Genomic DNA, 26,230 nt, shown 5'->3' with positions numbered 1-26,230 from the left:
GTCGTTCTCGCGGCGCATGCAATGCCCGATCATCGCGGTTTTGCATCATGCTCGCAAGGCTGCGTCCGGCGAGGTGCGATGCAATGACGACTTGGAGACGTTTTTCGCCGATCGCCACGCGACACAGGTATCCGCCCGGCGTGTAATTCGCTGTAACAACTTTTTTTGCGACATTGCGGGAATAAGCGCCATTTAATCCGCGTTATGCAATCATCTTGTTCTGCATTCCCAGGATCTGCGACGTGAATCGTTTGCCTCCCTCCGTTTCATCCGCGTCGGCACGCAAGCCAGGCGTTGCCTTGTATGAAGACGTCAAGTACACCCGAGTGGCGATGCTGCTGCACTGGGCGATTGCGCTGTTGATACTCGGTAACGCTGCTATCGGTCAGACGATTGCCTTGCTGCCCGACGCCACGCTCGAGAAGATCGACGTGCGTTTCTGGATCGATCTGCACAAGTCCATCGGCATCACGGTGCTGGGGCTCGCGATTCTGCGCTTGCTGTGGCGGGCGACGCACCGTCCGCCCGCACTCTCGCAGGTCTTTGCTTCCTGGGAGCGCACGGCCGCGCATCTGGCGCATTGGCTGCTCTATGTCCTGATTTTCGTGCTGCCGCTCTCGGGCTGGGCACACGACTCGGCGTGGGTGGCAGCGTCGACCCATCCGCTGACCCTGTTCGGCGTCGTGCCCTTTCCGCGCATGGGCTTTCTGATGGCAATGAATGATGCGAGCAAGGACTACTGGCATACCTTGCTGGGGAGCGTCCACACGTATTGCGCCTACGGTTTGTACGTGTTGTTGGCGTTGCACGTCGGCGGTGCGCTCAAGCATCAGTGGATCGATCGTCACTCGGTGCTCGGTCGGATGCTGCCATGAGCGATGATCTGACGGCGAAAGCGTCGCATCTCGAAGCCGCACGCGAGCAGCACTCGCCGCGCTTCACGCTGCCGCCGACACCGCTTGCGAGCTGGCTTGTGCATACGGGCGTGGCGGTCCTGTGGTGCTTGCTGTTTGCGCAGGCTTTCTTCCTCAAAGGGGTGTTCGCGTGGGGAACCGGGGTGGCGTACGTCGTGTACGACACGGTGCTGCTCGCGTTCGTGTTCTGGCAGGCGCGGCGCTTGATGCGCCCCGATCCGGACGACATCGCCGCTGGCGCAGCCAGTGACGCCACCGCCGTTCGGCTGTCGCTGGGCGTGGTGGTTGCGGCGCACAACGAGGCGGCGGCATTGCCGGTCACCTTGCGCGCGCTCATGGCGGGGCGGCGCGTGCCGGACGCCATCGTCATCGCCGACGACGGTTCGAGCGACGGCACGGCCGCGCTGCTCACCGGCGAATACGGACTCGTAGACCCCGGCTTGGGTGGCCTGAGTGGGCCGAGTACGCGCTATCCGAATTTGCGATGGCTGCGCTTGCCCCATGGGGGTAAGGCGCGCGCACTCAACGCTGCGCTGGGGGACATCGATACGGATATCGTGATGACGGTCGACGCCGACACGTTGCTCGACGTTGAAGCGTGCGCCGCGATGCACCATGCCTTTGCGCGCCGTGCGCAACTGGTCGCCGCGACCGGTGTGCTCACACCTGTGTGCGGACATTCGGCGAGCGCTCGCGTGTTGCAGTTTTTCCAGACGTACGAGTACATCCGAAACTTCATCTCGCGTTTCGCGTGGATGCGCGCAGACGGTCTGTTGCTGATTTCGGGCGCGTTCGCCTGCTTTCGACGCGACGCGGTGCTGGCGGTGGGGGGCTTCGATCCGGCCTGTCTGGTCGAGGACTACGAGTTGATTCATCGCCTGCGCCGCTATTCGGTCACGCACGCGCTGGGATGGGAGGTTCGCGTGGTTGGCGGTGCGCAAGCGATCACCGATGCGCCCGGCACGCTTGCGAGCTTCTTGCGTCAGCGTCGCCGTTGGTTTGCGGGGTTTTTGCAGACGCAATACTGGTATCGCGATATGGTCGGCAACCGCCGTTACGGCAATCTGGGGCGTTGGATGCTGCCGGTGAAGGCCTTCGACACGCTTCAGCCGATCTACGGACTGACAGCCTTCGCGCTGCTCGTGACGTTCGTCTGCAAGGGGCATTACGGTGTGGTGCTACCGGTCTCGGGCATCATTCTCGGCAAGATCGTTCTCGATCTGGGCTTTCATCTCTGGTCCGTGCATGCCTATCGGCGCTGGACCGGACACCGCGCCGGCACGAGCCTCGGGTGGGCGTTCGTCGCGGCGGTATTGGAGCCGTTTTCTTTCCAACTGATGCGACACACGGGGGCGGTGCTGGGCTGGGGGCACTTCCTGAGCGGGCGTCAGCGCTGGGGCGTTCAGGTACGACGCGGTATCCTGTCGGGCGAGCGTGGGGCGGGGGCGCCACGCGACAGGTGATTTTCCGACGGTCTCTACTTCCTGATGATTCGATTTTCGACGTGGCTGGCAATGACGTATGCGCTTGGCGCGATATTGAGCGTGGCCGGGTGCAGTGCACCCGCGCGCAGGCCGTCCGGTCCCGACTATGCTGCGATCGGCGGGGCGGCCGAGGCGCGTGGCGACTGGGACGACGCGCGCCGGGCCTTCGGGCAGGCAGTGCTCGTGGCGGACCAGTCGGGGTGGCCGGCGTTGCAGCGTGCGGCCATGCACTTCGACTACGGCCGCGCGCTGGGCGTGACCTGCTACTACACCGAAGCGGAGCGTGAGTTGAATCTCGCGTACGACCTCGATATTCTGACGGGGCACTTCCGGTATCCGGCGCTGGTCGAGCTGGGGCGGCTTTCACTCGAGCAGCGCCAGTTTGCATTGTCGGTGAAATATTTCAGGCAGGCGTTGGCGTCGCTCGACCGGAAGGAGGCGGCGCGAAAAATGCCCTTCGCCTATGCCGCGTTGCTCGACGACTATGCGTTGGCCTTGGGTGGCGCGGGCGACGCCAAAGCGGCCGCGCGCATCATCGATCGCGCGGCGAAGGTGCGGGCCGACCTTGGCGATGCGGCCCTCGGGCCAGCGACATTACGCACGCCATACGGCACCCATTGCGGCCAACGCTCGGCGGGTGCACGATGAACTTTCTGCGCGTTCCCCTGGAGAGCGCTGGCGACTTCGACGACATCATCGACGTTCGTACACCGCTCGAATTCGCCGACGACCATATTCCCGGGGCGATCAACGCACCCGTGCTCAGCAACGAAGAACGTGTCATCGTCGGCACGATGTACAAACAGGTGTCTGCGTTCGATGCCTCGCGTGCAGGTGCGGCCATGGTCGCGCGCAATATTGCCGCTCATCTCGAAACCACATTCGCCGACCGGCCGCGCAACTGGCGCCCGCTCATCTATTGCTGGCGAGGTGGCAAGCGTTCCGAGTCGATGACCGTCGTGATGAACATGGTCGGCTGGCGGGCGCGCCAGCTCGAGGGTGGCTACAAGACCTACCGGCGCGACATTGTGACATCGCTCGACGCGCTGCCGCCGATGCTCGATTACATCGTGCTCGCGGGTCACACGGGAAGCGGCAAGACCCGTCTGTTGCGCGCCCTGGCGGACGTCGGCGCCCAGACGCTCGATCTCGAAGCGCTGGCGATGCATCGTGGGTCGGTGCTCGGCGCGGTACCCGACGTGCGTCAGCCGTCGCAGCGCTCGTTCGATACGTCGCTGATCGCCGCGTTACGCGGTTTCGATCCGAGACGGCCAGTGTTCGTCGAAGCGGAGAGCCGCCGAATCGGACTCATCACGCTGCCCGAAACGCTCATGGCGTCCCTGCGCGGCACGGCGACCTGTGTCGAAGTGAGTGTCCCCGTCGAGGAACGGGTCGATCTGCTGGTTCAGGAGTACGGCCATCTGTTGGCGCAGCCCGAGCATTTCCGCACACAACTTCTTCGGCTGGTGCCGCTTCACGGGCGCGTCGTCATCGATCAATGGCTCGCGTTGCTCGATGCGGGGCAGCAGCGCGAACTCTCGGAAGTGTTGATCACCAAACACTACGATCCGGCCTATTCGCGAAGCTCGCGCAAGTTGCTGCAGGGCTTGGCGACGGCCATTCCGTTCGCATTTCATCCGATGGCGCAAGATTTGCGCCCTCAGGCGCAGGCCTTGCTTGCGCTCACTTCGACAGCCGACGCTTCCGGGTGCACTGTCGTGCCGCAGGTATAGCCTGTTGCATTGCCCGCGCGCGCGGCGAGCCGCTCAGTCGGCCAACTGGGCGATCATGCGTTGTCTGGTGTAGTCGACGAACGCTTTCGCGAGCTGCGAAGGCGGGTGCTGGTTCGACGTAACGAGCGAGAAGCCCGACAGGATTGCCGGCTCGAACGGTTTGACGACGACGCGTCCCGCGGCATACCGGGCCGTGATCTGATCGATGATCGCCACACCGGCACCGTGCTGCACGAGCACACATATCGCTGCGGACAGTTGTGACTCCGCGCTCATCACCCGGTCGATCTGGCGCTCCGCGAAGATGCGGTCGATGTACATGCGTCCGTCGAACTCCTTGGGATACGACACGAACGGCTCGTCGCGCAAGTCTTCGGGATGAATCACGTCGCGTGCGGCAAGCCGGTGTCCGATCGGCAAGATGCAGCGCATGGGCGCGCGGTGCAGCGTCTCGACGTTCACACCCGCATGCGTGATCGGATGCGCGATGAAGCCCACGTCGCAACGCCGTCCAACCACCATGTCGACCACCGTGCTTGACGCGTGAATCAGCAGCGTCGTGCTGATGCCCGGATGGTCGCGCATGAAGCCGGTCAACGTGGTAGGCAGAAATTCCAGCGCGAGCGCCGGGGCACCCGCGATATGCAGCGAGCCGCGCCGCAACGACTTGATCTGCTCGGCCGTTTGCGCAATGCGGTCGATGCCCGCAAACGAGCGCTCCACTTCCTCGAACAACACCAGTGCTTCGGGCGTCGGGTTCAACCGGCCGTTGATCCGGTCGAATAAGGAAAACCCTATGTCGGCCTCCAGATCGTTGATCAGCCGCGTGACCGCCGGTTGCGAAATATGAAGCATGTCAGCCGCGCGCGTCACCGTCTGGCGCAGGATCAGCGCGCGAAATGCCTCCAACTGCCGGATCTTCATTGAAGCCTCGTCTGACCCGGCCCATAACATTTGCGTATGGTCGGGCGAAAAAATGTGATTTGACGATGAGTGCGCCGAAAATGACTCTACGGAAACCACGCAGTAGTTTGATTTTTTTTCGTAATGCCGGGCCATAACATCACATATCACTACATCACGCAAGGAGCTTCCCGATGAAGACTGTCGTTCCCCAAACGCTTCGCAAGCTTGCACGTGCCACTGCGGTTTCGGTCGGTATTGCCGGATGGGTATTCGGCGCGACGGCTGCCCATGCCGACACGACGCTGTACGTCGGCGCCTATGGCGGTTCCTTCGAACAGATGCTCAAGAAGGATGTCATTCCCGGTTTCGAGCGGGCGAATCCCGGCACCCAGGTGGTGATCGTGCCGGGCGATTCGACGACGACGCTTGCCAAGTTGCAGGCGCAAAAGGGCAAGGCTGGCATGGACGTGGTTTTCCTCGACGACGGTCCGATGTACCAGGCCATGCAGATGGGTTTCTGCGGCAAGCTCGCCGACGCACCGGTCTATCGGGATCTGTACGACATCGCGAAGTTCAAGGGCGGCAACGCCGTGGCGGCCGGGCTGATCGCCACCGGCATCGCCTACAACACGCGGTTGTTCCAGTCGAAGGGATGGCCCGCACCGACGTCGTGGAAAGATCTCGCCGATCCGAAGTTCAAGGGCCGGCTCGTCATACCGAGCATCAAGAACACGTATGGCCTGCACGCGCTGCTCGTCGAGTCGAGGTTGAATGGCGGCAGCGACAGCAACATCGACCCGGGCTTCCGCGAGATGGAGAAGATCGCCCCGAATGTGCTGTCGTTCGATCCGTCGCCGGGCAGGATCGCAGAGCTGTTCCAGTCGGATGAAGTCGCCATCGCGGCATGGGGCAATGGCCGGGTGCAGGCGTTGCGTCAGCAGGGCATTCCGGTCGAGTTCGTGTATCCGAAGGAAGGGGCGGTGGCGCTCGCCATGGGCATGTGCGTGGTGGACAAGTCGGCCAACGACGCGCTCGCACAGAAGTTCGTTCAGACGATTCTCTCGCCGCAGACGCAGGCCGTGCTCGCCGAGAGCCAGGGCGTTGCCCCGTCCAACAAGAAGACACAGTTGTCGATGGCCGTGGCCGCACGTGTGCCGTCGCCCGCGCAGATCGACAAGCTCTTGCGTGTGGACTGGGATGTCGTCAATGCGAAGCGTGCCGAGTGGACGCAGCGCTGGAACCGTCAGATCGAGCGTTAAGCCGTACGGAGATCATAAGCGTGATGAGCACCCCATATTTGCGTCTCGAGCAACTCGGCAAGCGTTTTGGCGAGACCGTTGCGGTCGAGGGCGTTGACCTGTCGGTTGCGCAGGGCGAGTTCATCTCCCTGCTGGGCCCGTCCGGCTGCGGCAAGACCACCACGTTGCAGATGATCGCCGGTTTCGTCGCACCGAGTGCAGGCCGCATTCTTCTGGAGGGCCGCGACCTCACGCCGGTCCCCCCGGAGAAGCGCGGACTCGGTATCGTGTTCCAGAGCTACGCGCTGTTTCCTCACATGACCGTGGCGCAGAACGTGGCGTTCGGTCTGGACATGCGCCGCGTGGACGCCGCGCAAAAGCAACGCCGAGTGCAGGACGCGCTGGAGCTGGTGCATCTCGGGCAGCACGCACAACGCTATCCGCGCGAGCTTTCGGGCGGCCAGCGTCAGCGTGTCGCGCTCGCCCGGGCACTGGTGATCGCGCCGCCCGTGTTGTTGCTCGACGAGCCGCTCTCGAATCTCGACGCCAAGTTGCGCGAACAGATGCAGGACGAGTTGCGCGCGATTCAACGCAAGGTCGGCACGACCACCATCATGGTCACGCACGATCAGGCCGAGGCGCTCGCGATCAGCGACCGCGTCGTGTTGCTCAACGCGGGACGTGTGGTGCGCATCGATACGCCGCATGACGTCTACGAAGATCCACGCGCCACGTTCGCCGCGCATTTCATCGGGCAGACCAATCTCATCACCGGTCAACTCGACGTGCGCGGCGACGTGGCGGTGCTCGACGCGCACGGGCACCGGCTCGCCGTGTCGCGCCCGCAAGCCGGTCCGATCTCGGGCGCGGGGGGTAACGGCCCGGCCACGTTCAGTCTGCGCCCCGAGCGCATTCGCCTGACGTCGGCGACAGCGGGGCGGCTCGCCGGCCGAGTGGGCCAGCGCAGTTTTCACGGCAATCATTGGGTGGTCACCGTGTCGACGGCGCTGGGCGAGCTGCGTGTGCTCGTGTCCAACGATGGCGTGGTCGCGGCCAACGATGGTGAGGCGGTCGGGCTCGATTGGGCCGATGACGCACTGCGTCTCGTGCAGGAGGGCGCATGAGCGCTGCAACGTCTACACCACCGGGGGTATCGGCCGTGCACGAAGTGAAAGCAACTGCGGCGCGCTCGCCCGAAATCGCCAGCCAGCGGCGTGCCGCCTGGACCTTGGTCATGCCGGCGACACTGTACTTCGTGTTGTTGCTGGCGGTACCGCTCGTCATGACATTCGTGTTGAGCCTGCATGGCTTCGACGCGAATCTGGGCGGCGTGCTGCCGACGATCTCGCTGCAACACTACGCGGACATTCTCACGGACAGCTACTTCTACGAGATCTTCCTGCGCACGTTGCTCCTCTCGGTCGGCGTGACACTGCTGTGCGTTGTGGTCGGCGTGCCGGAGGCCTACTTCCTCTTTCGCATGCGCGATCCGTGGCGATCGCTGTGTCTGGTGCTCGTCCTCGGGCCGCTGCTGATCTCCGTCGTGGTGCGCACGCTGGGTTGGTCGATCCTGCTCGGGCGTGAGGGGTTGATCAACACGGTGCTCATGAAAGTGGGGCTGATCGGTCATCCCTTGCAGATGCTCTTCACGATGGGCGCGGTCACGGTAGCGCTGGTGCATGTGCTCGTGCCGCTCATGGTGCTCTCGGTGTGGACGTCGCTCACCCGGCTTGACCCGGCGGTCGCGCATGCGGCGCGCTCGCTCGGTGCGGGGCGTGCAACGGTGATGTGGCGGGTGGTATTGCCGCAGATCACACCGGGCGTTCTCTCGGGCAGCCTGATCGTTTTCGCGCTGACGGCGAGCGCTTTCGCAACGCCTGCGCTGATCGGCGGTCGCCGCCTGAAAGTGGTGGCGACCACGGCATACGACGAGTTTCTCGGCACGCTGAACTGGCCGCTGGGCGCCGCCATAGCCATCGTCCTCCTGATCGTGAACGTGGCCATCATTGCCGGGTACAACCGTGCGCTCGAGCGGCGTTTCACGCGCCGTCTGGGCTGAAGGGAGGGGCATATGAATCAACAAGACGCTCGGTATGACCGAAACGGTGCGGCGGCGCTGGCCTTTCACGTGCTGTTTCTCGTCTTCATCCTCGCGCCGCTGGTGGTGGTGTGTCTGGTCGCCTTCACGCCGGACGATTTTCTGTCGATCCCGACACACCATTTCTCGTTGCGCTGGTTCTCGTCGCTCATGGGCGATGAAGACTTTCAGGCGGCACTGCGCACGAGTCTGTGGCTGGGCGTGACGTCGGCCACTGCATCGACGGCACTGGCGGTGCCGACGGCGATGGGGCTGGCCCGTTACCGCTTCCCGGGGCGCGATGCGATCAACTCGTTCCTGCTCTCGCCGCTGATGATTCCGCCGGTCGTGATGGGCATTGCGTTTCTGCGGCTTTTCACGCTGCTCGACATGGGCGGATCGTTCGTGAGCCTCGTCGCGTGCCACGCGTTGCTGATTTTCCCGTACGCGCTGCGCCTGATCATGGCGGCGCTCGTCGGGCAGGCCGACGAGGCCGAACGTGCGGCGCGCTCGCTTGGCGCGGGGCGCTGGACGACGTTTCGTCGCGTCACGCTGCCAGCGATCCTGCCGGGGGTTGCGGGCGGCTGGGTGCTTGCGTTCATCAACAGCTTCGACGAACTGACGGCGACGATCTTCGTCGCGTCGCCCACGACCATCACGCTGCCGGTGCGCATCTACATGAACATGAGCGAGACGGTCGATCCGAGCGTGGCGGCCATCTCGACGCTGCTCATCGGACTGACGCTGGCGGTGATGTTGATGCTCGATCGCATCTATGGACTGAACAAGGTTCTGGTTGGAAATCACTGAGACATGGAAAAGACATACGATATCGCCGTCATCGGCGGCGGCCTGGTCGGCATGGCGATCGCCTACGGGCTGGCCAAGCGCGGGCAACGCGTCGTCGTGTGCGATGGCGACGACAATTCGCTGCGTGCCGCGCGCGGCAACTTCGGGCTGGTCTGGGTGCAGGGCAAAGGCGGCACCTGCACCAACTATGCGCGCTGGTCGCTGCATTCCGCGAACCACTGGCAAGGCTTTGCAGACGAGTTGTTCGCGCGCACGGGCGTGTCCGTCGGCTTTGAGCGGCCCGGCGGCTTCAACATCGCTCAGACCCCGGAGGCGTTGGCGGTCAAGGTCGAGAACATGCGAAAGCTCAAGGCGGCCGAGCCTGCACTCGCGTACGAAGTGCTCGATCACGATGCGCTTGCCGAGCGTCTGCCGGCCATCGGTCCCGAGGTGACGGGCGGCATCTATTCGCCGAACGACGGTCACGTGAGCCCGCTGTACACACTGCGCGCGCTGATCGCCGCGTTCGAGCAGGCGGGCGGCGAGTATGCGCCGAACGTGCGCGTGACCGACATTCGGGCGGTGGGCAGCGCGTTTCGCGTGCGCATGGGCGAGGCGTCTCTGGAAGCAGGCCGTGTGGTGCTTGCCGCAGGGCTGGGCAACCGCGAACTCGCGCCGATGGTGGGGCTGAGCGCGCCGGTCAAACCGTTGCGCGGCCAGATCCTCGTGACCGAGCGCGTCAAACCGTTTCTCGCCTATCCGACGATCTACGTGCGTCAGACCGTCGAGGGCTCGGTCCTGCTGGGCGACTCGGCCGAAGACGTGGGTTTCAACGACGGTGTGACACCGGACGTGCTTGCCGACATTGCCCGGCGCGGTATCGCGCCGTTCCCGCTGCTCAAGCATGTGCGCGTGGTGCGCGCGTGGGGGGCGTTGCGCGTGATGACGGACGACGGCCTGCCGATTTACGAGGCGTCCGAGGCGTATCCGGGCGCGTTTCTCGCGACCTGCCACAGCGGCGTGACGCTTGCCGCTGCGCATTGCGAAACCATTGCGCCGTGGATTCTCGGCGCGCCGCGTCCCGAGCTACTGGATTATTTCTATGCCAAACGTTTCGCTGCTTAAGTCGCTGGCGCGCAAGGATGGCGCGACGGTGCAGATGTTTATCGAGGGCACGCCGGTCGATGTGCCGGCCGGCATGAATGTGGCCGCCGCCTTGCTCTTTGCGGGCGTGACGGCATGCCGGACGACGCCCGTGACGGGCAGCGCTCGCGCGCCGTTCTGCATGATGGGCGTGTGCTTTGATTGTCTGGTGGAAATCGACGGTGTGCCGAACCGACAGGGATGCATGACACCCGTGCGCGAGGGTATGCAGGTGCGTCGCATGAGCGGCGCGAGGAGTGTGGCATGACGACGAAGATCGTGGATTTGTTGGTCGTCGGCGCCGGTCCTGCGGGCTTGGCGGCAGCGCTGGAGGCGAAGCGTCACGGACTCGAGCCGCTGGTCGTCGACGAGAATGGGTTGCCCGGCGGGCAGATCTATCGCAGCGTGAGCCGCTCGCCTTTGGCCGACCCGGGCGTGCTCGGGCCGGACTATCTGCGCGGGCGTGCGCTCGTCGATGCATTCACGGCCACAGGCATCGCCTATTGGCCCCAGACGCTGGCGTGGCAGATCGGCGCGGACAAACGGGTCTCCGTCACCCGGCAGGGCGCGAGTGGCGCGACGCTGCAAATCGAAGCTGGTGCCATCGTGCTGGCGAGCGGTGCGCAGGAGCGGCCGTTCCCGATTCCGGGCTGGACGTTGCCCGGCGTGATGGGGGTGGGGGCGGCGCAAACGCTGCTCAAGGCGTCTGCGCTGGTGCCGGACTCGCCAGCGGTATTGGCCGGTTGCGGCCCGCTGCTCTATCTGTTCGCGTGGCAGCTCATCAATGCGGGCGTGCCGGTCCGGGCGATTCTTGATACCGCCGAGGCGAGCGGGCGGCGTGACGCCTTGCGTCATGCGGTGGGCGCGTTGCGGGCGCCGTCTTATCTCATGAAGGGCGTCAAGCTGCTGCGCGCGATTCGTGCAGCAGGCGTGCAGCACGTCAAGCATGTCGAGGCATTGCGCGTCGTCGGGACCACACATGCCGAGGGCGTCGACTATACCGTGGGTGGCCGCACCGAGCGCATCGATGCGGCGCTGGTGCTGCTGCATCAAGGCGTGATTCCGAACACGCAGGTCACGCGCTCCATCGGCTGCGAGCATGTGTGGGACGAAGCGCAGTTGTGCTGGCGTCCGAAGACCGATGCCTGGGGCGAGACGAGCCTGCCGGGCATCTTCGTGGCGGGAGACGGGGCCGGCATCGCCGGTGCGCTCGCCGCCGAACCATCGGGACGGCTCGCCGCCGCGCAGGCCGCCACGAAGCTCGGCAGACTCGACAACGCGAAGCGCGACTCGCGCGCGCTTTCCCTGCGTCGTGAGTTGGCGGCGCACACGGCGATCCGGCCGTTCCTCGATGCGTTGTACCGGCCGGCCGAGGCATTCCGGTTGCCGGCCGACGACAGCACGATCGTATGCCGATGCGAAGAGGTGACGGCCGGTGACGTACGGAGAATGGCGGGATTGGGCTGTGTGGGGCCGAATCAGACGAAGAGCTTCTCGCGCTGTGGCATGGGTCCGTGCCAGGGCCGCTTCTGTGGGTTGACGGTTGCGGAACTGCTCGCGCAAGCGCAGGGCTGTCAGGTGCCGGAGGTTGGGTACTACCGCATCCGTCCACCGATCAAGCCGGTGACGTTGGGTGAGTTGGCCATGGCGGTCGACGCGCCCGAAAGCTTGAGCGAGGGCGCAGGTTTTCCCAAGTAAGTGGGGGGGCTTGCACCTCTCACTCGCTTCTTTTTTCCTTTGGAGATGTGGTTAATGAGCGATATTCAACGCCATCACACGAATGCACGGATGAGCCGTGTCGTGGTGCACAACGGAACGGTCTATATCGGCGGACAGACGGCGGACGATCGCAGTCAGGACATCGCCGGGCAGACGCAACAGGTGCTGGCGAAAATCGACGGTTATCTTCGCGACGCGGGTATCGACAAGTCCCGTCTGCTCTCGGCGCAGGTCTGGCTCAAGGACATCGAGTCCGACTTTGCCGGCATGAACGCCGTGTGGGATGCGTGGACGAGTCCGGGCAACACGCCGACGCGCGCCACCGTCGAGTCGCGACTCGCGGCCTCGGATCTGCTCGTTGAAATTGCCGTGATCGCCGCTGCAAAATAACGGGTCAAGCCAAACGCACTTCGAATGTCGGGCCTGCGAATATTCGCAGGCCATTTTTTTGACGGCGCTTGGTGGCCAGTCGCTCAGTCGCCCAGTCGACGAATTCTGCTGTGGCCCGATGTGCACGTGCTCAGGCGCATTCGGCGCATTTCTCGCAAGCGCGCCGGGAGGTGACTGCGAGCGAGATCGGTTCGTGCGATGCACCGGCCGGGCCGCCTGTGATCGGCAAGTCGGATTTGCCAGCGTTTCAGGTACGTCCCCCCATGCGCTTATCCAAGAAGGCGCGGTCGATATCCGCCGCGCCTTGCGTCGCAACTGCCCCCTGAGCGGAGGCAGGGGGTTCCGGTACGTCGTGCAGTGTCACGTCGCAGACGACCGATTGGGCGTGGCAACGAGTTGGCGAACGGTCAGTGAATGCCGGCCGCACCGTTGCCAGCGCCGCGATCCTTGTGCGGTGTCGTGCCGTAGGGCAACAATGCCGCCAGCAGGGCGGCCAGAGCGGCGCTGGCCGCCAGACAGTAGATCGCTAACGTGAAGTCCGTCGAGCGAGCCCGTGCAACGCCGACCAGCCAAGGGGCAAAGAACCCCGCCAAACCGCTGATGGCGTTGATCAGCGCCATTCCACCGGCGGCCCCTGCGCCGGCAAGGAACGTGGGTGGGATCGTCCAGAACACGCTCAACGACCCAACGATGCCGGCCGCAGCCACGCAAATGCATGCGAACGACACCAGCGGCATGCCCGACGTGAATCCGCTGCCCGCCAGTCCCGCCGCGCCGATGAAAAGCGATCCGGCCAGATGCCAGCGGCGCTCCATCGTGCGATCGGAGTGGCGCGCATTGCCGATCATGGCGGCGGCGCCCAGCACGAACGGCACCGCACTGACCAGACCGATTTCAACGATCGACAATTGACTCATCTGACGAATCACCTGCGGCAGCCAGGTTGAGATGCCAAAGAAGCCGATACCGATACTGAAATAGAGCAGTCCCATCAGCCAAACCATCGGCGCGACCATGGCCCGTCGGAAACTCGACGTGCCCGCCTCGGCGGCCACCGCCTCCTCGCGCGCCATCGTCGTGACAAGCCATTCGCGTTGTTCGGCACTCAGCCATCTGGCACCGGCCGGCTTGTCCACGAGAATGGCCCATGCAATGACGCCCAACGCTACCGCAGGCAATCCTTCGAGCACCATCATCCAGCGCCAGCCCGAAAAGCCGCCCGACTCGTGGAAGTGCGAGATCAGCAACGCCGAGAGCGGTCCGCCGACGATTAACGAGAAGATGTTCGCGGAGTACACCTGACTGATGGCGCGACCGAGGTATTCCTTGGGAAACCAGAGGGCGAGGTAATAGAGCACCGACGGGAAGAAGCCGGCTTCCACCACGCCGAGCAGCAGCCGCGCCGCGTAAAGTTGCTGGGGCGTTTGCACGAACGCCGTCGCGGCGGATACGATGCCCCACGTGACCATGATGCGGGCAAGCCATGCCCTCGCGCCGAACCGGTGCATGAGCATGTTGCTCGGTACTTCAAAGCCGATGTAGCCGAGATAGAAGATGCCGGCGGCGAAGCCGAACATCTCCGGTCCGAGCCCCAGCTCATGATTCATCTGCAAGGCCGCGAAACCGATGTTCGCGCGATCCAGATAATTGACGAACCAAGCAACGAATATCAGTGGGACCAGTCGCCACGTGATTTTCCGGACGGTCTCGCGAGCGATATCGGAATCGTTCGCGGCGGGTAGCGCTGCCGCCTTGTATGCGGATGGCTTCATGGAAATTCCTGTCTTGTTGGAGTGAAATTAGCGCAATGGTTCAGTCGCTTGACGACGCCGGGGCCGCGTAGGCGACGATTTCGATACGCATCCCGGGCACGGCCAGCGACTTGACGACCACGGTGGAGCGATTCGGATAGGGTCTTTCGAAGTAGGTGCGGTAGACGTTATCCACCGCACGCATATCGTCGAGCTCGGTGAGGTAGATCAGCACTTGGGCCACATCGGCGAGCGAGAGGCCTGCGCTCTCCAGCGTGCGGCGCAGGTTCGCGAACGTCAGATCGGCCTGTGCGTCGATATGGCCCGTTTCAATGGTGCCGTCGGGGTGCACGGGACCATGCGCAGTGAAGACAACGCCTGCGGCGCGCGTCGCCCATGAAAAGGGCTGTCCGAGCTCAGGCAGGTCGACCGGAATGTTCTGTGCCATGGGTCACTCCATCGCTGCAACGTTGGCGCCGTCGAAATACGTCGAGGCAAAATGGGCCACCGTCTGGTCCAGCGAATAGGTCGTGCGAAAGCCGAGTTCGCGTTGTGCTGCACCGACGTCCGATGGCGCTGGACGCCTATGCGGGAAGGCCGCGAATCCGCCCGTCGGAAGTCGCATCGACGCGACTTCGAGCGACGGAAAATGCGAGCGCGCGACCCCGACGAATTCTTCAACGGTGAACCATTCGCCCGTCGCAATGTTGTAGACGCGCTGCGTGGGGGACGCGGCGTGCACTGCCGCCACGTTCGCGCGCGCGCAGTCTCGCGCGTCGACAAACTCTTCACGCCCGTTCCATAGCAGGACCGGGTCGTCGAGCTGTGCGGGTGTCTTGTGCTGCCCGGCGTCCAACAGACTCGCGAGCAGACGCCCGGGCACGCTGGTGGCGGCCTCACGTCCGGCGCCCAGCACCGCGCCGTAGCGCAGCACGACCACGCTCATGTCATATAGCGACGCGTACGCCAGGGCCAGATGCTCGCCCGCGACTTTGGTCGCAGCATAGATGCTGGCCGGCGCCTCGCTCACGGCGTGACTTGCAAAGTCTTCGGGAATCGCATCGGGCGGGAGCGAGCCGAATGCCGAATACGCGACGGTCGTTGAGCTTGCAATAACCACACGCGCCAATCCATGGCGTCGCGCGACTTCCAGAACATTGGCCGTACCGAGCGTGTTGACTCGCACGCCAGCGAGCGGATCACGCCGAATTGCACTGGAGAGCAACGCGGCCGTATGGACGATCGTCGAGACACGATGTGCCTCCACGATGGCCTCCAGACGGGCGAAGTCGGTGACGTCGCATTGCACTGCCGCGACGTCGCCGACTTCGCCCGTGAAATCCCTCGCTGGCTCGCGCACATCTGCCAATACCACGGCATCGCCATGCTCTCGCAATGCTGCCGCTGTCAGCCGCCCGATCAGGCCGGCCCCCGTTATCAAAACTGTCATGTTCGTCTCCTGCTGACCGGCATCTCGCACGGATACCGCCGCCATACATGAGTGCAATGTACGAACACAAAAAATGCGTGTCAATACAAAAAACGTTTGATTTTATAAATTTTTAAGTTAATTATACGAGCTCATCGCAGCGGCACCCGCGTCGCCGCACTAGTCCGTGTTTTCCCTGATCTTGACGTATGAACCTGCTAAGAACGCCGTTGATATCCGCAATTCCACAGATGCCCCTGCCGAGTGCTGCCGCGCGGGCCTATGAAGATCGCGTCCTTATGTGGGCGCGTGACGCCGCAGGCGCACACCTCGTTGCGCGCGATGTGCCCTACGGTGCCGACGCCATGCAGCGACTCAACGTGTTTGCCGCGCCAAACACGCGACGTGACGCGCCAGTTGTGGTGTTTTTCCACGGTGGCGGATGGACGAACGGTTACAAGGAGTACGTCTCGTTCATGGCGCCACACGTGATCGAGGCGGGATGCGTGCTGGTCGCACCGGGCTATCGGTTGGCACCGGGCGCACCGTTGCCCGCCGCTGTCGACGATTGCGCCTCAGTGCTGGCGGCCGTGCCAGGTCTGTTGGCCGAGGTGATGGGGCGCCGTGTTGGCGACACGCGGCGCATCGTGCTGGCAGGCCACTCCGCAGGCGCACACCTGGCTGCCATGCTGGCGCTACGTCCCGAGGTGCTGGTGGCTGCCGGGGCCAACCCGGCGCTGATTGCGGGCTGCTTCCCGCTTAGCGGCATCTTCGATCTGCATCATCCCGATCCCGCCGCAGGCTCTCTCGAAGCCCGCGTGTACGACATGGTGCTCGGCCCCGAGACCGACGATGCACGGATGAGTCCTTTGTGCTGGGCGCACGGCAGCCGCATACCGATGGTGCTCACTTGGGGCGAACACGACAGCCTGCGCGTCGCGCACTCGAACCGGCGACTTGCCAGCGTGTTGACAGCGCAAGGCAGCCCTTGCCGCGCATTCATTGAGCCGGGGGCGGATCACTTCGACACCCATACGCGGCTCGACGACCCAGGACATGTCTGGTACCGCCGGCTCGCCATGCTCGCCAACGATGGCGTACTTCCCGATGCGTAGCGCGAGGGGCGATTCGTCAGACGTTCCCGATCCCCGAGTTTTCAACAGGCGCCCACAACGCCAATTCATAAGCCACACGGAGTCAATATGAAGCCCAGCCTCAGCCCGACGAATATTCTTCTCGCCTCACTTTTCGCTGCCGGTACCGGCGTCGCCCACGCGCAATCGAGCGTTACGCTCTATGGCAGCATCGATGCGAGTCTGAACTATGTATCGAACCAGGCGGGGGCGCACGGCTACCAGGCGCAAAGCGGGATGATCAATGGTTCGCGCTGGGGTCTGAAAGGGAGTGAAGATCTCGGCGGTGGACAGAGCGCGATATTTCAGTTGGAGAACGGCTTCAATATCTTCAATGGCAAGCTGGGACAAGGCGGGCGCGAATTCGGCCGTCAGGCATGGCTGGGGATCAGGGACAATCGCCTCGGCACGCTGAGCGTCGGGCGTCAATACGATCCAACCATCTGGTATCTCGCCGTCCATACGGGCGGATTCACTGGCGGGACGGCGTTCGCGCATCCGTTCGACAACGACAACATGGGCAACTCGTTTCGCCTCGACAACTCGGTGATGTACACGAGTCCGACGTGGCGTGGCGTCTCGATGCGCGGCATGTATGCGTTCTCCAACCAGGCAGGGGCTGCAAGTGCCAACCGAGCGTACAGCGCGGGCGTGGGTTACGACGCAGGTGCGCTCAGTCTTGGCGCTGCCTTCATCGTGATCGACAACGTCGGCACGAACGCGGGCGGCGCTGTCGATGGCAGCAGTACCTCTGGCGATTCGACGTTCGTCGGCGCCAAACAGGCAGTCTGGGGAGTGGGCGGCAGCTATAAGTGGGGCGACGGCATCTATGGCGCCACGTGGACACACACGCTGGTGCGCGACGGTACCTCGGTCAACCTGTTCGGCTACAAGGCAATGGGCGGTGCCGACGTTCGCCTGGACAACTTCGACGTCAACGTCACGTATAACATCACGCCAAACGTTACGTTCACCGGTTCATATGCGTTCACACTGGGCCGCTACACGAATGCAACCACGACGGCAAATCCGAAATGGCATCAGGTCAACTTGCAGGCGGCCTACTACTTTTCGAAGCGTACGGACGTGTATGTCGATGCGGTCTATCAACACGTGATCGGCGGTGAAGGGACGCCGTTCGCCAACGCAATTCTGTGTGGGTACGCCCAGTCATCCACGCCGACGCAGATCGTTGTGGGGCTCGGCATGCGGCACCGATTCTGACGGCTGCGCGGTGCGAGGCGGCGCGTTGGGGCCGCTTCGCGTGCGAAGAGATCGAAGTGCGATGACGTCGGGTGCCGTCGGGTGCCGTCGGATGCCGTCGGATGCCGTTGGATGCCGGGCAGGTAAGTTCAGCGAGCGAGTTGGGCTCGTTTGGGGGTGCGCTTGGCGACTGGCGCGGCGGGAGGCGCGGGATCGGCGCCCGGGGCATCGGTGGACTCGTCGAGCCAGGTGTGTGCATCGAACGTAGCGCTCACATGCTCACGCAACAGCATGCACGCTTTGTCGACATCGCGCGCCAGGGCAGCCTCCATCAGTGCCTTGTGTTCGGTGAAGATACTCTCGGTACGTGCGGTGAAGCCGAGACGGGCCAGGCGAATGCGTCGATAGCGCTCGGTGAGATCGATCAGTTGATTGTCGACGCGATGAAGCCACGGAGATTTCGCGCCCGCAAGCAACGCGCGATGAAAGCGACGGTGCGCCGACTCCCATGCCTCGATGTTGTCGATATCGTCGAGCGACGCTGGCACGCTGGCGTGCGTGAGTTTGTAGAACGCGGCGGAGATCTCTGCGCCCCAGTCGGCGTCGCCGTGACGAATCGACTGTGCGAGGAGAATCGTCTCGATATTGACGCGGGCCCACACGATATCCTGCAAGTCTTCCGAGGAAACGGGGGTTACCCGAAAGCCGCGCTGGCCTTCGTTGGAAACCAATCCTTCGCGGCTGAGCAGCATGAGCGCTTCACGGATCGGACTCATGCCCAGCGCGTAACGCTCCTGAAGGCCTTGAAGTCGAAGTTTTTCGTTCGGTGCCAACGCACCGGACAAAATATCGCGATGCATCAGCCAGTAAGCGTGTTCGGAGAGTGTGCGCTCGGCCCCCGCGTCTCGGTCTGTCGTTCGCATGGATGCATAGGACGACGATGCTCGATCTCGCGCGCTTTTCTTGGGTTGCATAGGGATATGAAATGCGGAGTATTTGCGAAAATTGGTCGCGATATATAAATTTATCACACTCTCATGCGGCGATCGACTGCTATCGGCAATACCCGTGCGCATGGGCTGGCGGGAATTGATGGTTCGCTTCGGTCGCCGTGGGGCAAGGCATGCGCGTGAGCAATCTGATCGTCAGTTTGGCTTTGCCGCGCGCCCAGTCACGTTTTTTCGGGAACGTCCTTCAAGACCCTGATGTCGCTCACGGAATCGGTGGCCAGGCGCTCGAACCCATGGCGCGGCGCCGCACACTGGCGCACACGGAGGGGCGTATTGCGATAGGTGCTCGGTAAGGCCGGCTCGCCGTTTGCGATGGATCAAGTTTTCGCTTGTTGTTGTCCGCGGTCGCGGGGGTTGATCGGTATATTGAATTGTCGGATCAATCCGGAGATTCAAGAATGCTCAATCTTTCAAGGCAGCAAATCATGGATGCAATTCGGCGCGTCTCCAAACGGAACGAGCATCCGCTCACCGACGCGGTCGTGGATGCGTTGCTCGCACGAGAACTGGTTCAGCGACGCGGCGAGATGCTGGAGGTCACTCAGTACGGCAAGTCGTACTGCCGGAGTGGAACCCCACAAATTTCGCACTGAATTCCGCCTGACGACTGCGCAAGGCATCGTCTGCCCGGTGTGAGCAAGCATCGCAGCCACAGCGGGGCACACGCCTGCCGGGCGTGGTCGGGCAGAGTTCTGGCAGAGAGTGCAGTGCGCCATGACGGGAGTTCCATGAATACATCCGGTCAATCTGTCGCACGACGGCGACAGCATGTGTCGATGCCTGTGCATGAGGAGCAATCCGTCATTGCGCGGGCGGCCCATTGCGTCAATCGACTGCTGGCGGTGCTCCCTTCCGATGACCGGGATCGATTGGCAGGCGAGTTGGCGCTCGTTGAGTTGCCGCTTGGCAAAGTCATCTATGATTCCGGCGACACGCTCGACCATGTGTATTTCCCCACCACGGCGATCATCGCCTTGATTTACATGATGGAGAATGGCACCTCTGCCGAAATCGCCATCGTGGGAAACGAAGGTCTCGTCGGCATCGCATTGTTCATGGGCGGGGACAGCACGCCCAGCCGAGCCGTTGTCCAGAGCGCCGGATACGCTTACAAATTGAGTGCTCGGGTGCTCAAGGCGGAATTCAACCGGGCTGGGCCGATGCAGCGGTTGCTATTGCTCTATACGCAGGCGTTGATCACGCAAATGGCACAAACCGCAGTGTGTAACCGGCACCATTCGATCGATCAACAGCTTTGCCGATGGCTCCTCCTGAGCCTTGATCGCCTCCCGTCCAACGAGCTGCGAATGACGCAGGAACTGATCGCCAACATGCTGGGTGTACGCAGATCCAGCGTCACCGAAGCCGCCTTGAAGCTTCAGGCGGCCGGTCTGATCGCTTATAGCCACGGTCACATCAATGTGCTGGACCGGTCAGGGCTGGAGTCACGTGCATGCGAGTGCTATCGGGTCGTAAAGCGTGAATTCGACAGACTGTTACCGCACGCGTCCGCCGTTTGATTCTCGTTTGGTCGTGTACGGAGTCCAGGCTGCAACTGGCAGAGGCCGAGAAGCGCGCTTCTTGCGGAATTTAGCACTCCCACGTCCTCTCGACCGCCCTGAGCACTGTTAGCGCCATGCGCGCTTTGATCGCTCTGACTGCTGAGGCAGGCATCCGCCGATTGCTCTGCGTCATCCTTCGCGTTCCCTTGCCGGCTGTTTGTCGGCTGTTTGTCGGCTCCGGCCGCCATCGCTCAGGAACGATAGTTCAACTTGATGAAATCGATGTTCGATCCGCTTGCGGCGCGCTCACATGCGCCGCGCTTAGGTATCGTGTTGATCGCTGCGCAACGCGTCTGCGAATGCCTGTGCGGCAGCAGGCATTTCACGCCCCTTTTGCGAAATCAGCCGAAACTCGGCGTGATGGGTGAGGTGGCCCGGGCACAACGACCGCATCGAACCCTGCGAGACCCACGACTGGGCATAGTGCGTGGGAAGGTAGCCAACGAATCTCCCCGAAAGAATGAGCATTGCGACGGCCTCCATGTGAAAAACTGTCGCTGCGACCTTGAGGTCCATGAAACGCCAGTGCTCCTTCGTTTCACGTAGGTACCCCCGTGCGACATAGTCGAAGTCGCTCAGACTTCGCAGATCGAAACCGTCGGGCCCGACGTCGAACAGTGGATGTCCTAATCCACAGTAAAGCTGTAGTTCTTCGCGATAAAGCGGTTCGTAATTCAGGCCTGGCAGCGTGTTGCGAAAAGGGCCGATGCCGAGGTGGAGTTTTCTCTGCAGGACGCCATCCTCGATGTCAGAGGGGGACTGGATCTGCAGCTTGATTTCGAGATCCCGGCTCTGGCGCTTAAGCACGCCGATCGCGCGTGCAACCTGAGAATGTGAATCGGTGATCGTGTTGTCGACGATGCCAATCAGCAACTCTCCGCTGATCTGACGATGGAGTGCGCCCACATCCGTCCGAAACGTTTCGACCGAATCGAGAAGCCGCTGGGCCGACTGATAGAAAGCACGTCCTTCGTCCGTCAAGCGAAAGCCGCGCCGCCCGCGTTCGCACAAACGGATACCCAGGCGAGTCTCCAGATCGGCCATGTGCGTGCTGATCGTCGATAGATTCATGTTCAGCGAGGACTCCGCTGCTGAGAATCCCCCGCAATCCGACACTGTTTTAAAGATGCGTATCAGACGCAGGTCGAAGTCCGTGACTTTAATCATGACGAAGGACTCATGGATGAGGCTGACCGAAGTTCGATGGGCGGCCTTCAGCCGGGATGCTTCGGAAAATGCCGAAGTTAAGTTTGAAGGTCCGGGATTCCATGGGTAGTGCATTACAGACACACTCGCTTCACGCCCCCAATGACGTGGGACCGTAGTACGAGTCAATGGGCCGTATCCGAGGCGTATATCGCACCAGGAATTGTCTATGAGAGAAAATAAATTTGCACCTATTACAGGGACAGTCATGCCCCGCTTCTCGGGGGTGGCAACGCTCATGAGGCTGCCCTACGTGGCGTTGGCGCAAGAGTGTGTGCGGGCGGTGGATATCGGCCTGATTGGGGTGCCTTGGGATGGCGGTACCACCAATCGGCCGGGCGCACGCCATGGACCGCGTCAGGTACGCGATCTTTCTACGATGGTTCGCAACGTCAACAGAGCGAGCGGCATAAACCCATTTGAGCTATGCAACTGTGCCGATCTGGGCGACACGCCAGTGAACCCGGTCGATCTGATGGACTCGCTCGCGCGTATTGCCGCATTCTATGGAGAGGTGTGCGATGCGGGCATAGTGCCCTTGTCCGTTGGGGGCGACCACTTGGTGACGCTGCCGATTCTGCGTGCTGTCGCGAAGACTCGGCCCGTCGGCATGGTGCATTTTGACGCACACACGGACACTTGGAACCGATATTTCGGGGATAACCCGTACACCCATGGCACGCCGTTCCGGCGCGCCATTGAAGAAGGCCTGCTCGACCCGAAGCGAACCGTGCAGATCGGTATTCGAGGGGCGTTGTACAACGACAGCGAGAACGACTGGGGCGAGCGCCAGGGCATTCGCGTAATCGATATCGAGGAATGCCGCGCGCTGGGCGTTGAAGCCGTCATCGCCGAAGCGCGTCGGGTGGTGGGCGACGGGCCGACCTACGTGACGTTCGACGTCGATGCGCTCGACCCGGTTTATGCGCCAGGCACCGGGACACCCGAAATTGGCGGCCTGACGACGCTCGATGCGCAGCGCATGATTCGCGGTTTGCGGGGGTTGAATCTGGTGGGGGGAGATGTTGTGGAAATCTCGCCACCGTTCGATCCGAGCGGAAATACCGCGTTGGTTGGGGCGACGCTCATGTTCGAGATTCTGTGCGTGTTGGCCGACAGTATTCACGGCCGAAAGTCACGTTGAACGGTGCACCGGGCAGGGGGGCACGTGCGCAGCCTCACCCGGTGGACGTGTATTGGGAGAAACGAATGAAACGAGTCACAAGAATTGTCGGGGTGGTCATGGGGGCCCTCTGCTTCGCGGTCTCTGGCCTGCTGGCCCCGGCCCGCGCGGCCGAGAAAGTGGTGAACATTGCTTACCAGACAACATACAGCCCATGGATCGCCGCGATGGTGAACGGCACGTTTGAACGCGCGACGGGCTATCGAATCCATTGGAAGAAATTTGATTCCGGTGCCGCAGTGATGAGCGCAATGGCCTCGGGCAGTATCGATATTGGCGTGCTGGGGTCGAGTCCGCTCGCAGCGGCTGCCAGCCGGGGGATGGACATTCAGTTGTTCTGGATTCTCGAGGACATTGCCAATGCCGAAGCGCTCATGGTGCGTAACGCCGCGAACATCAGGTCGCCGCAGGACCTGAAAGGCAAGACGATCGCAGTGCCGGTTGCCAGCACGAGCCACTATCAGTTGATGTATATGCTTGACAAATGGGGCATCACTCAGCAAGTCAAGGTGGTGAACATGACGCCTACACAGGCGGCAGCGGCGTGGGAGCGGGGCGATGTTGACGGTGCATTCATCTGGGGCCCCGCACTCGGAAGAATTCGGCCCACAGGCAAGCCGTTGATTACCGCCGGACAGATCTGTGAGTTGGGGCGATGCACGTTTGAGGGCATGGCGGTGACCAAGTCGTTCGGGGCGGCAAATCCGGATTTCATGGCGAAGTTTATCGACGTCCTGAATTCGACCAATCGGGATTTCGTTGCACATCCCGAAGCTTGGGCTGTCGGTTCGAGCAACATGGCGGCCGTCATCAAAGGGCTGGGAGGGAAACCCGAAGACGCCGCGGAGGAAATGTCGCTTTACAAATACCCAACGCTGGCGGATCAGGTGTCGTGTCATTGGCTTGGTTGTGGCGCCAAAGGAGGCGCAGCCCAAACCCTCATGTCGACCGCCCAATTTCTTTTGCAGCAGAAGAAGATCGACGCGGTGAAGTCTGACTATACCGGAGCGATCGCCGTTCGCTATCCAGAGGCGACTCTCGGATTGACGCACAAGTGAGTCATTCGCGTGCCGCACTTGGGCACGCGAATGTACACGAACGTTTGCGAAAGGATTGGGTAGGCACTCGCGAATGGCATTGTCGACGCATCGACGCATCGACGCGTGCCGGGATCGAGTGTCGGACCCTTTAAGGATCACGTCGCCCGTGAACGCATCTCCTAAGGGCAAATGCCAAACCAATACCTGCATAGGCGTGCCAATGCAGATTGCTCCGACAACCTCGGAGTGCCGGAGATCTATTAAAGCGGGATTCGCGTTTCGCGAAGCAGGCGCCACACGGTTTTCGTATACGCAGCCTCGTGAATCGCTTCGAAGGTACGGGCCAACCATATTGCCCCTTGAGCGGACGTCTCGCTGCCCGAGGAAAAAGGCGATTAGCACGGTTTGCTGGATTCTCTATCCAGACTTCGGGTATTTATGCGGCAACCTCGCGCGTCTACATTGGAAGTTCCATCGTTCAGACAGGGAGATAGCCGTGGCAGACCATTCCATCGAGGGCAAGACCGTTCTGATTGCGGGCGGCGCCAAAAACCTGGGCGGGCTGATCGCTCGCGATTTGGCGCAGCAGGGTGCCAAGGCCATTGCGATCCATTACAACAGTGCGCCGAGCAAGGCGCATGCGGACGCAACCGTGGCCGCCATTGAAGCATCGGGGGCCAGGGCGGTGGCCTTTCAGGCAGACCTGAGTACTGCGGGGGCCGTCGAGAAGCTCTTCGCCGATACGGTCGACGCCATCGGACGCCCGGATATTGCGATCAACACGGTGGGCAAAGTACTGAAAAAACCCTTCGTCGAGATCAGCGAAGCCGAATACGACGAAATGAGCGCAGTCAATTCGAAGACTGCTTTCTTCTTTCTGCGCGAGGCCGGCAGGCATGTCAACGATAACGGCAAGATTCTCACCCTGGTGACATCGCTGTTGGGTGCGTTCACACCCTTCTATGCGTCTTACGCCGGCACCAAGGCACCGGTGGAGCACTTCACCCGCGCGGCGGCCAAGGAGTTCGGCGCACGAGGCATTTCGGTCACGGCTGTCGGGCCGGGGCCTATGGACACCCCGTTCTTCTACCCCGCCGAGGGGGCGGATGCGGTGGCGTATCACAAGACGGCGGCTGCGTTGTCGTCATTCAGCAAGACCGGTCTCACCGACATCGAGGACGTCGTGCCGTTTATCCGTCATCTTGTCAGCGACGGTTGGTGGATTACGGGTCAGACCATCTTGATCAACGGCGGATACACGACCAAGTAAATCGTGTTGGCGGATCTTCATCATGGGCGACAATGACGGCTTCTCTGGATCTAGCGGAAGGAGAGTGCCGGTCGCCCGACAGGCGCGGTGCAAAAGACGCACATGGACAGATTCGACCAGTATCGAATCTTCGCGCAGGTCGCGGAGATGGGAAGCTTCATCAAGGCCGCACACGCGCTGGACGTGCCGCGCGCCTCCGTGTCAGCGGCCATTCAGCAGTTGGAGGCTCAGGTCGGCACGCGTGTGCTGCACCGAACCACGCGTCAGGTGCGACTGACCGGCGATGGAGCGCAGCTACTCGAGCGCGTACGTGCGCTGCTGGCGGACCTGGAGGAGATTGACCTGCTGTTTCACGCCAGCGAGCGTCAGGTGTCCGGCCAGCTTCAGATCGACGTGCCTAGCCGCATCGCACGCCGGCTGATCGCACCGGCGCTGCCGACGCTACTACGCAGGCATCCTCGATTACGTTTGCTACTGAGATCGAGCGATCGCGCGGTCGATCTCGTGCAGGAGGGCGTCGATTGTGCGGTACGCGTCGGCGCGTTGCAGGATAGCAGCCTGGTGGTGCGCTCGCTTGGTGCGATCGCGTTGATCAACTGTGCGAGTCCCGACTATCTCAAGGAGCAGGGGACTCCCCAGCGGCCGGACGACTTGCTGTTGGGGCATTGGATGGTCGGTTACGCTTCGCCCACGACTGGCCAAGCGCTGCCTTGGGCATCGTTGGGCGTAGATGGCGTCGAGCGTTTTCTCGATGTGCCCAGTCAGGTCGTGACGAACAACGCCGAAGGGTATATCGCGTGTTGTCGCGCCGGCTTGGGACTCATCCAAATTCCTCGCTTCGACGTGCAGTACCTGCTGGATGCGGGCGAGCTGGTCGAGGTGATGCCGGCGTACCACGCAGCGCCGATGCCGGTCTCGCTACTGTATCCGCACCGCCGCCAGCGTTCGCGGCGATTGACCGTCTTTCTGGATTGGTTCGAGGATCTAATGCGCAAACATCTGGAAACGTAAATCCGGTGTTTGGCGATGGCAATACCTGGAACGAGCGGT

Annotated in this window: 26 protein-coding genes; 20 read left to right on the top strand and 6 right to left on the bottom strand. The window is 62.5% G+C overall.

Annotated elements, in window-relative coordinates; translation table 11 throughout:
* The first annotated feature begins 251 nt into the window (after window positions 1-251).
* Genes ACE3UG_RS18330 through mnmH form a run of 4 tightly spaced genes read left to right on the top strand, consistent with a single transcriptional unit; the run spans window position 252 to window position 4,131 of the window.
* The gene (locus tag ACE3UG_RS18330) at window positions 252-875 is read left to right on the top strand and encodes a cytochrome b (protein WP_374626570.1); all 624 of its coding nucleotides are present in this window, start codon (window positions 252-254) and stop codon (window positions 873-875) included.
* The gene (locus tag ACE3UG_RS18325; RefSeq protein ID WP_374626513.1) at window positions 872-2,377 is read left to right on the top strand and encodes a glycosyltransferase; all 1,506 of its coding nucleotides are present in this window, start codon (window positions 872-874) and stop codon (window positions 2,375-2,377) included. The genes ACE3UG_RS18330 and ACE3UG_RS18325 overlap by 4 nt, the downstream gene beginning before the upstream one ends.
* 24 nt (window positions 2,378-2,401) lie before the next feature.
* A complete protein-coding gene (locus tag ACE3UG_RS18320; protein WP_374626511.1) occupies window positions 2,402-3,046 on the top strand; it encodes a hypothetical protein in 645 nt (214 codons plus the stop codon).
* Window positions 3,043-4,131, top strand: a complete 1,089-nt coding sequence (mnmH, locus tag ACE3UG_RS18315) for a tRNA 2-selenouridine(34) synthase MnmH (RefSeq protein WP_374626509.1) — start codon at window positions 3,043-3,045, stop codon at window positions 4,129-4,131. The genes ACE3UG_RS18320 and mnmH overlap by 4 nt, the downstream gene beginning before the upstream one ends.
* Window positions 4,132-4,164: 33 nt before the next feature.
* Here the strand turns inward: mnmH and ACE3UG_RS18310 are convergent, their stop codons facing one another.
* The gene (locus ACE3UG_RS18310) at window positions 4,165-5,055 is read right to left on the bottom strand and encodes a LysR substrate-binding domain-containing protein (RefSeq protein WP_374626507.1); all 891 of its coding nucleotides are present in this window, start codon (window positions 5,053-5,055) and stop codon (window positions 4,165-4,167) included.
* Between the two features lie 173 nt (window positions 5,056-5,228).
* Between ACE3UG_RS18310 and ACE3UG_RS18305 the strand changes: the two genes are divergently transcribed.
* From ACE3UG_RS18305 to ACE3UG_RS18270, 8 genes are read left to right on the top strand one after another with little or no spacing between them, the layout of a single operon-like run.
* Window positions 5,229-6,296: an ABC transporter substrate-binding protein gene (locus ACE3UG_RS18305; protein ID WP_374626505.1), complete on the top strand. Its 1,068-nt coding sequence runs from the start codon at window positions 5,229-5,231 to the stop codon at window positions 6,294-6,296.
* Between the two features lie 23 nt (window positions 6,297-6,319).
* Complete coding sequence (locus tag ACE3UG_RS18300; protein ID WP_374626503.1) at window positions 6,320-7,399, top strand: ABC transporter ATP-binding protein; 1,080 nt, start codon at window positions 6,320-6,322, stop codon at window positions 7,397-7,399.
* A complete protein-coding gene (locus ACE3UG_RS18295) occupies window positions 7,396-8,334 on the top strand; it encodes an ABC transporter permease (RefSeq protein WP_374626501.1) in 939 nt (312 codons plus the stop codon). The genes ACE3UG_RS18300 and ACE3UG_RS18295 overlap by 4 nt, the downstream gene beginning before the upstream one ends.
* 12 nt (window positions 8,335-8,346) lie before the next feature.
* A complete protein-coding gene (locus ACE3UG_RS18290; RefSeq protein WP_374626499.1) occupies window positions 8,347-9,162 on the top strand; it encodes an ABC transporter permease in 816 nt (271 codons plus the stop codon).
* A gap of 3 nt (window positions 9,163-9,165) precedes the next feature.
* A complete protein-coding gene (locus tag ACE3UG_RS18285) occupies window positions 9,166-10,266 on the top strand; it encodes an NAD(P)/FAD-dependent oxidoreductase (RefSeq protein ID WP_374626497.1) in 1,101 nt (366 codons plus the stop codon).
* 34 nt (window positions 10,267-10,300) lie between these two features.
* A complete protein-coding gene (locus ACE3UG_RS18280) occupies window positions 10,301-10,552 on the top strand; it encodes a (2Fe-2S)-binding protein (RefSeq protein WP_374626568.1) in 252 nt (83 codons plus the stop codon).
* Complete coding sequence (locus ACE3UG_RS18275) at window positions 10,549-11,982, top strand: NAD(P)/FAD-dependent oxidoreductase (RefSeq protein ID WP_374626495.1); 1,434 nt, start codon at window positions 10,549-10,551, stop codon at window positions 11,980-11,982. Before ACE3UG_RS18280 ends, ACE3UG_RS18275 begins: the two co-directional genes overlap by 4 nt.
* 54 nt (window positions 11,983-12,036) lie before the next feature.
* Window positions 12,037-12,393: a RidA family protein gene (locus tag ACE3UG_RS18270; protein ID WP_374626493.1), complete on the top strand. Its 357-nt coding sequence runs from the start codon at window positions 12,037-12,039 to the stop codon at window positions 12,391-12,393.
* A 407-nt stretch (window positions 12,394-12,800) separates the two neighbouring features.
* On the opposite strand, the gene ACE3UG_RS18265 is transcribed toward ACE3UG_RS18270, so the two are convergent.
* The 3 genes from ACE3UG_RS18265 to ACE3UG_RS18255 are packed head-to-tail and all read right to left on the bottom strand — an operon-like array spanning window position 12,801 to window position 15,594.
* Window positions 12,801-14,165, bottom strand: coding sequence for an MFS transporter (locus tag ACE3UG_RS18265; protein ID WP_374626490.1), 1,365 nt, complete (start codon window positions 14,163-14,165; stop codon window positions 12,801-12,803).
* A gap of 40 nt (window positions 14,166-14,205) precedes the next feature.
* Entirely contained in the window at window positions 14,206-14,592 is a 387-nt protein-coding gene (locus ACE3UG_RS18260) for a RidA family protein (RefSeq protein WP_374626487.1), read from the bottom strand.
* Between the two features lie 3 nt (window positions 14,593-14,595).
* Window positions 14,596-15,594, bottom strand: a complete 999-nt coding sequence (locus ACE3UG_RS18255) for an NAD-dependent epimerase/dehydratase family protein (RefSeq protein WP_374626484.1) — start codon at window positions 15,592-15,594, stop codon at window positions 14,596-14,598.
* A 230-nt stretch (window positions 15,595-15,824) separates the two neighbouring features.
* On the opposite strand from ACE3UG_RS18255, the gene ACE3UG_RS18250 reads away from it, so the two are divergent.
* Window positions 15,825-16,688 (top strand): alpha/beta hydrolase, encoded by an 864-nt coding sequence (locus tag ACE3UG_RS18250; RefSeq protein ID WP_374626482.1) that lies wholly within the window; start codon window positions 15,825-15,827, stop codon window positions 16,686-16,688.
* 87 nt (window positions 16,689-16,775) lie between these two features.
* Window positions 16,776-17,930, top strand: coding sequence for a porin (locus ACE3UG_RS18245; RefSeq protein WP_374626480.1), 1,155 nt, complete (start codon window positions 16,776-16,778; stop codon window positions 17,928-17,930).
* A 128-nt stretch (window positions 17,931-18,058) separates the two neighbouring features.
* Here ACE3UG_RS18245 and ACE3UG_RS18240 read toward each other — a convergent pair whose 3' ends face one another.
* Window positions 18,059-18,832 (bottom strand): FCD domain-containing protein, encoded by a 774-nt coding sequence (locus tag ACE3UG_RS18240; RefSeq protein ID WP_374626478.1) that lies wholly within the window; start codon window positions 18,830-18,832, stop codon window positions 18,059-18,061.
* A 485-nt stretch (window positions 18,833-19,317) separates the two neighbouring features.
* On the opposite strand from ACE3UG_RS18240, the gene ACE3UG_RS18235 reads away from it, so the two are divergent.
* On the top strand, window positions 19,318-19,512 hold the full coding sequence (locus ACE3UG_RS18235) for a hypothetical protein (protein WP_374626475.1): 195 nt from the start codon (window positions 19,318-19,320) through the stop codon (window positions 19,510-19,512).
* Between the two features lie 183 nt (window positions 19,513-19,695).
* Window positions 19,696-20,439: a Crp/Fnr family transcriptional regulator gene (locus ACE3UG_RS18230; RefSeq protein WP_374626566.1), complete on the top strand. Its 744-nt coding sequence runs from the start codon at window positions 19,696-19,698 to the stop codon at window positions 20,437-20,439.
* Window positions 20,440-20,742: 303 nt separating this feature from the next.
* Here the strand turns inward: ACE3UG_RS18230 and ACE3UG_RS18225 are convergent, their stop codons facing one another.
* Window positions 20,743-21,648 carry a LysR family transcriptional regulator gene (locus ACE3UG_RS18225; protein WP_374626473.1) on the bottom strand — a complete coding sequence of 302 codons (906 nt, stop codon included), beginning with the start codon at window positions 21,646-21,648 and terminating at the stop codon, window positions 20,743-20,745.
* Window positions 21,649-21,895: 247 nt separating this feature from the next.
* Here ACE3UG_RS18225 and speB point away from each other — a divergent pair, with 247 nt between their 5' ends.
* The 4 genes from speB to ACE3UG_RS18205 all read left to right on the top strand — a co-directional run bounded on the left by speB (window position 21,896) and on the right by ACE3UG_RS18205 (window position 26,191).
* On the top strand, window positions 21,896-22,831 hold the full coding sequence (gene speB, locus ACE3UG_RS18220; protein WP_374626471.1) for an agmatinase: 936 nt from the start codon (window positions 21,896-21,898) through the stop codon (window positions 22,829-22,831).
* Window positions 22,832-22,896: 65 nt separating this feature from the next.
* Window positions 22,897-23,928 carry a taurine ABC transporter substrate-binding protein gene (gene tauA / locus ACE3UG_RS18215; RefSeq protein ID WP_374626469.1) on the top strand — a complete coding sequence of 344 codons (1,032 nt, stop codon included), beginning with the start codon at window positions 22,897-22,899 and terminating at the stop codon, window positions 23,926-23,928.
* A 478-nt stretch (window positions 23,929-24,406) separates the two neighbouring features.
* Complete coding sequence (locus ACE3UG_RS18210; protein WP_374626467.1) at window positions 24,407-25,180, top strand: SDR family oxidoreductase; 774 nt, start codon at window positions 24,407-24,409, stop codon at window positions 25,178-25,180.
* 102 nt (window positions 25,181-25,282) lie between these two features.
* The gene (locus ACE3UG_RS18205; protein WP_374626465.1) at window positions 25,283-26,191 is read left to right on the top strand and encodes a LysR family transcriptional regulator; all 909 of its coding nucleotides are present in this window, start codon (window positions 25,283-25,285) and stop codon (window positions 26,189-26,191) included.
* The last annotated feature ends 39 nt before the right edge of the window (window positions 26,192-26,230 follow it).

Origin of the sequence: Pandoraea sp. (assembly GCF_041919235.1) — a bacterium.
Taxonomy (GTDB): Bacteria; Pseudomonadota; Gammaproteobacteria; order Burkholderiales; family Burkholderiaceae; genus Pandoraea.
The sequence above is the reverse complement of the archived record's forward strand: the minus strand, read 5'-3'. Positions and strand labels throughout refer to the sequence as shown.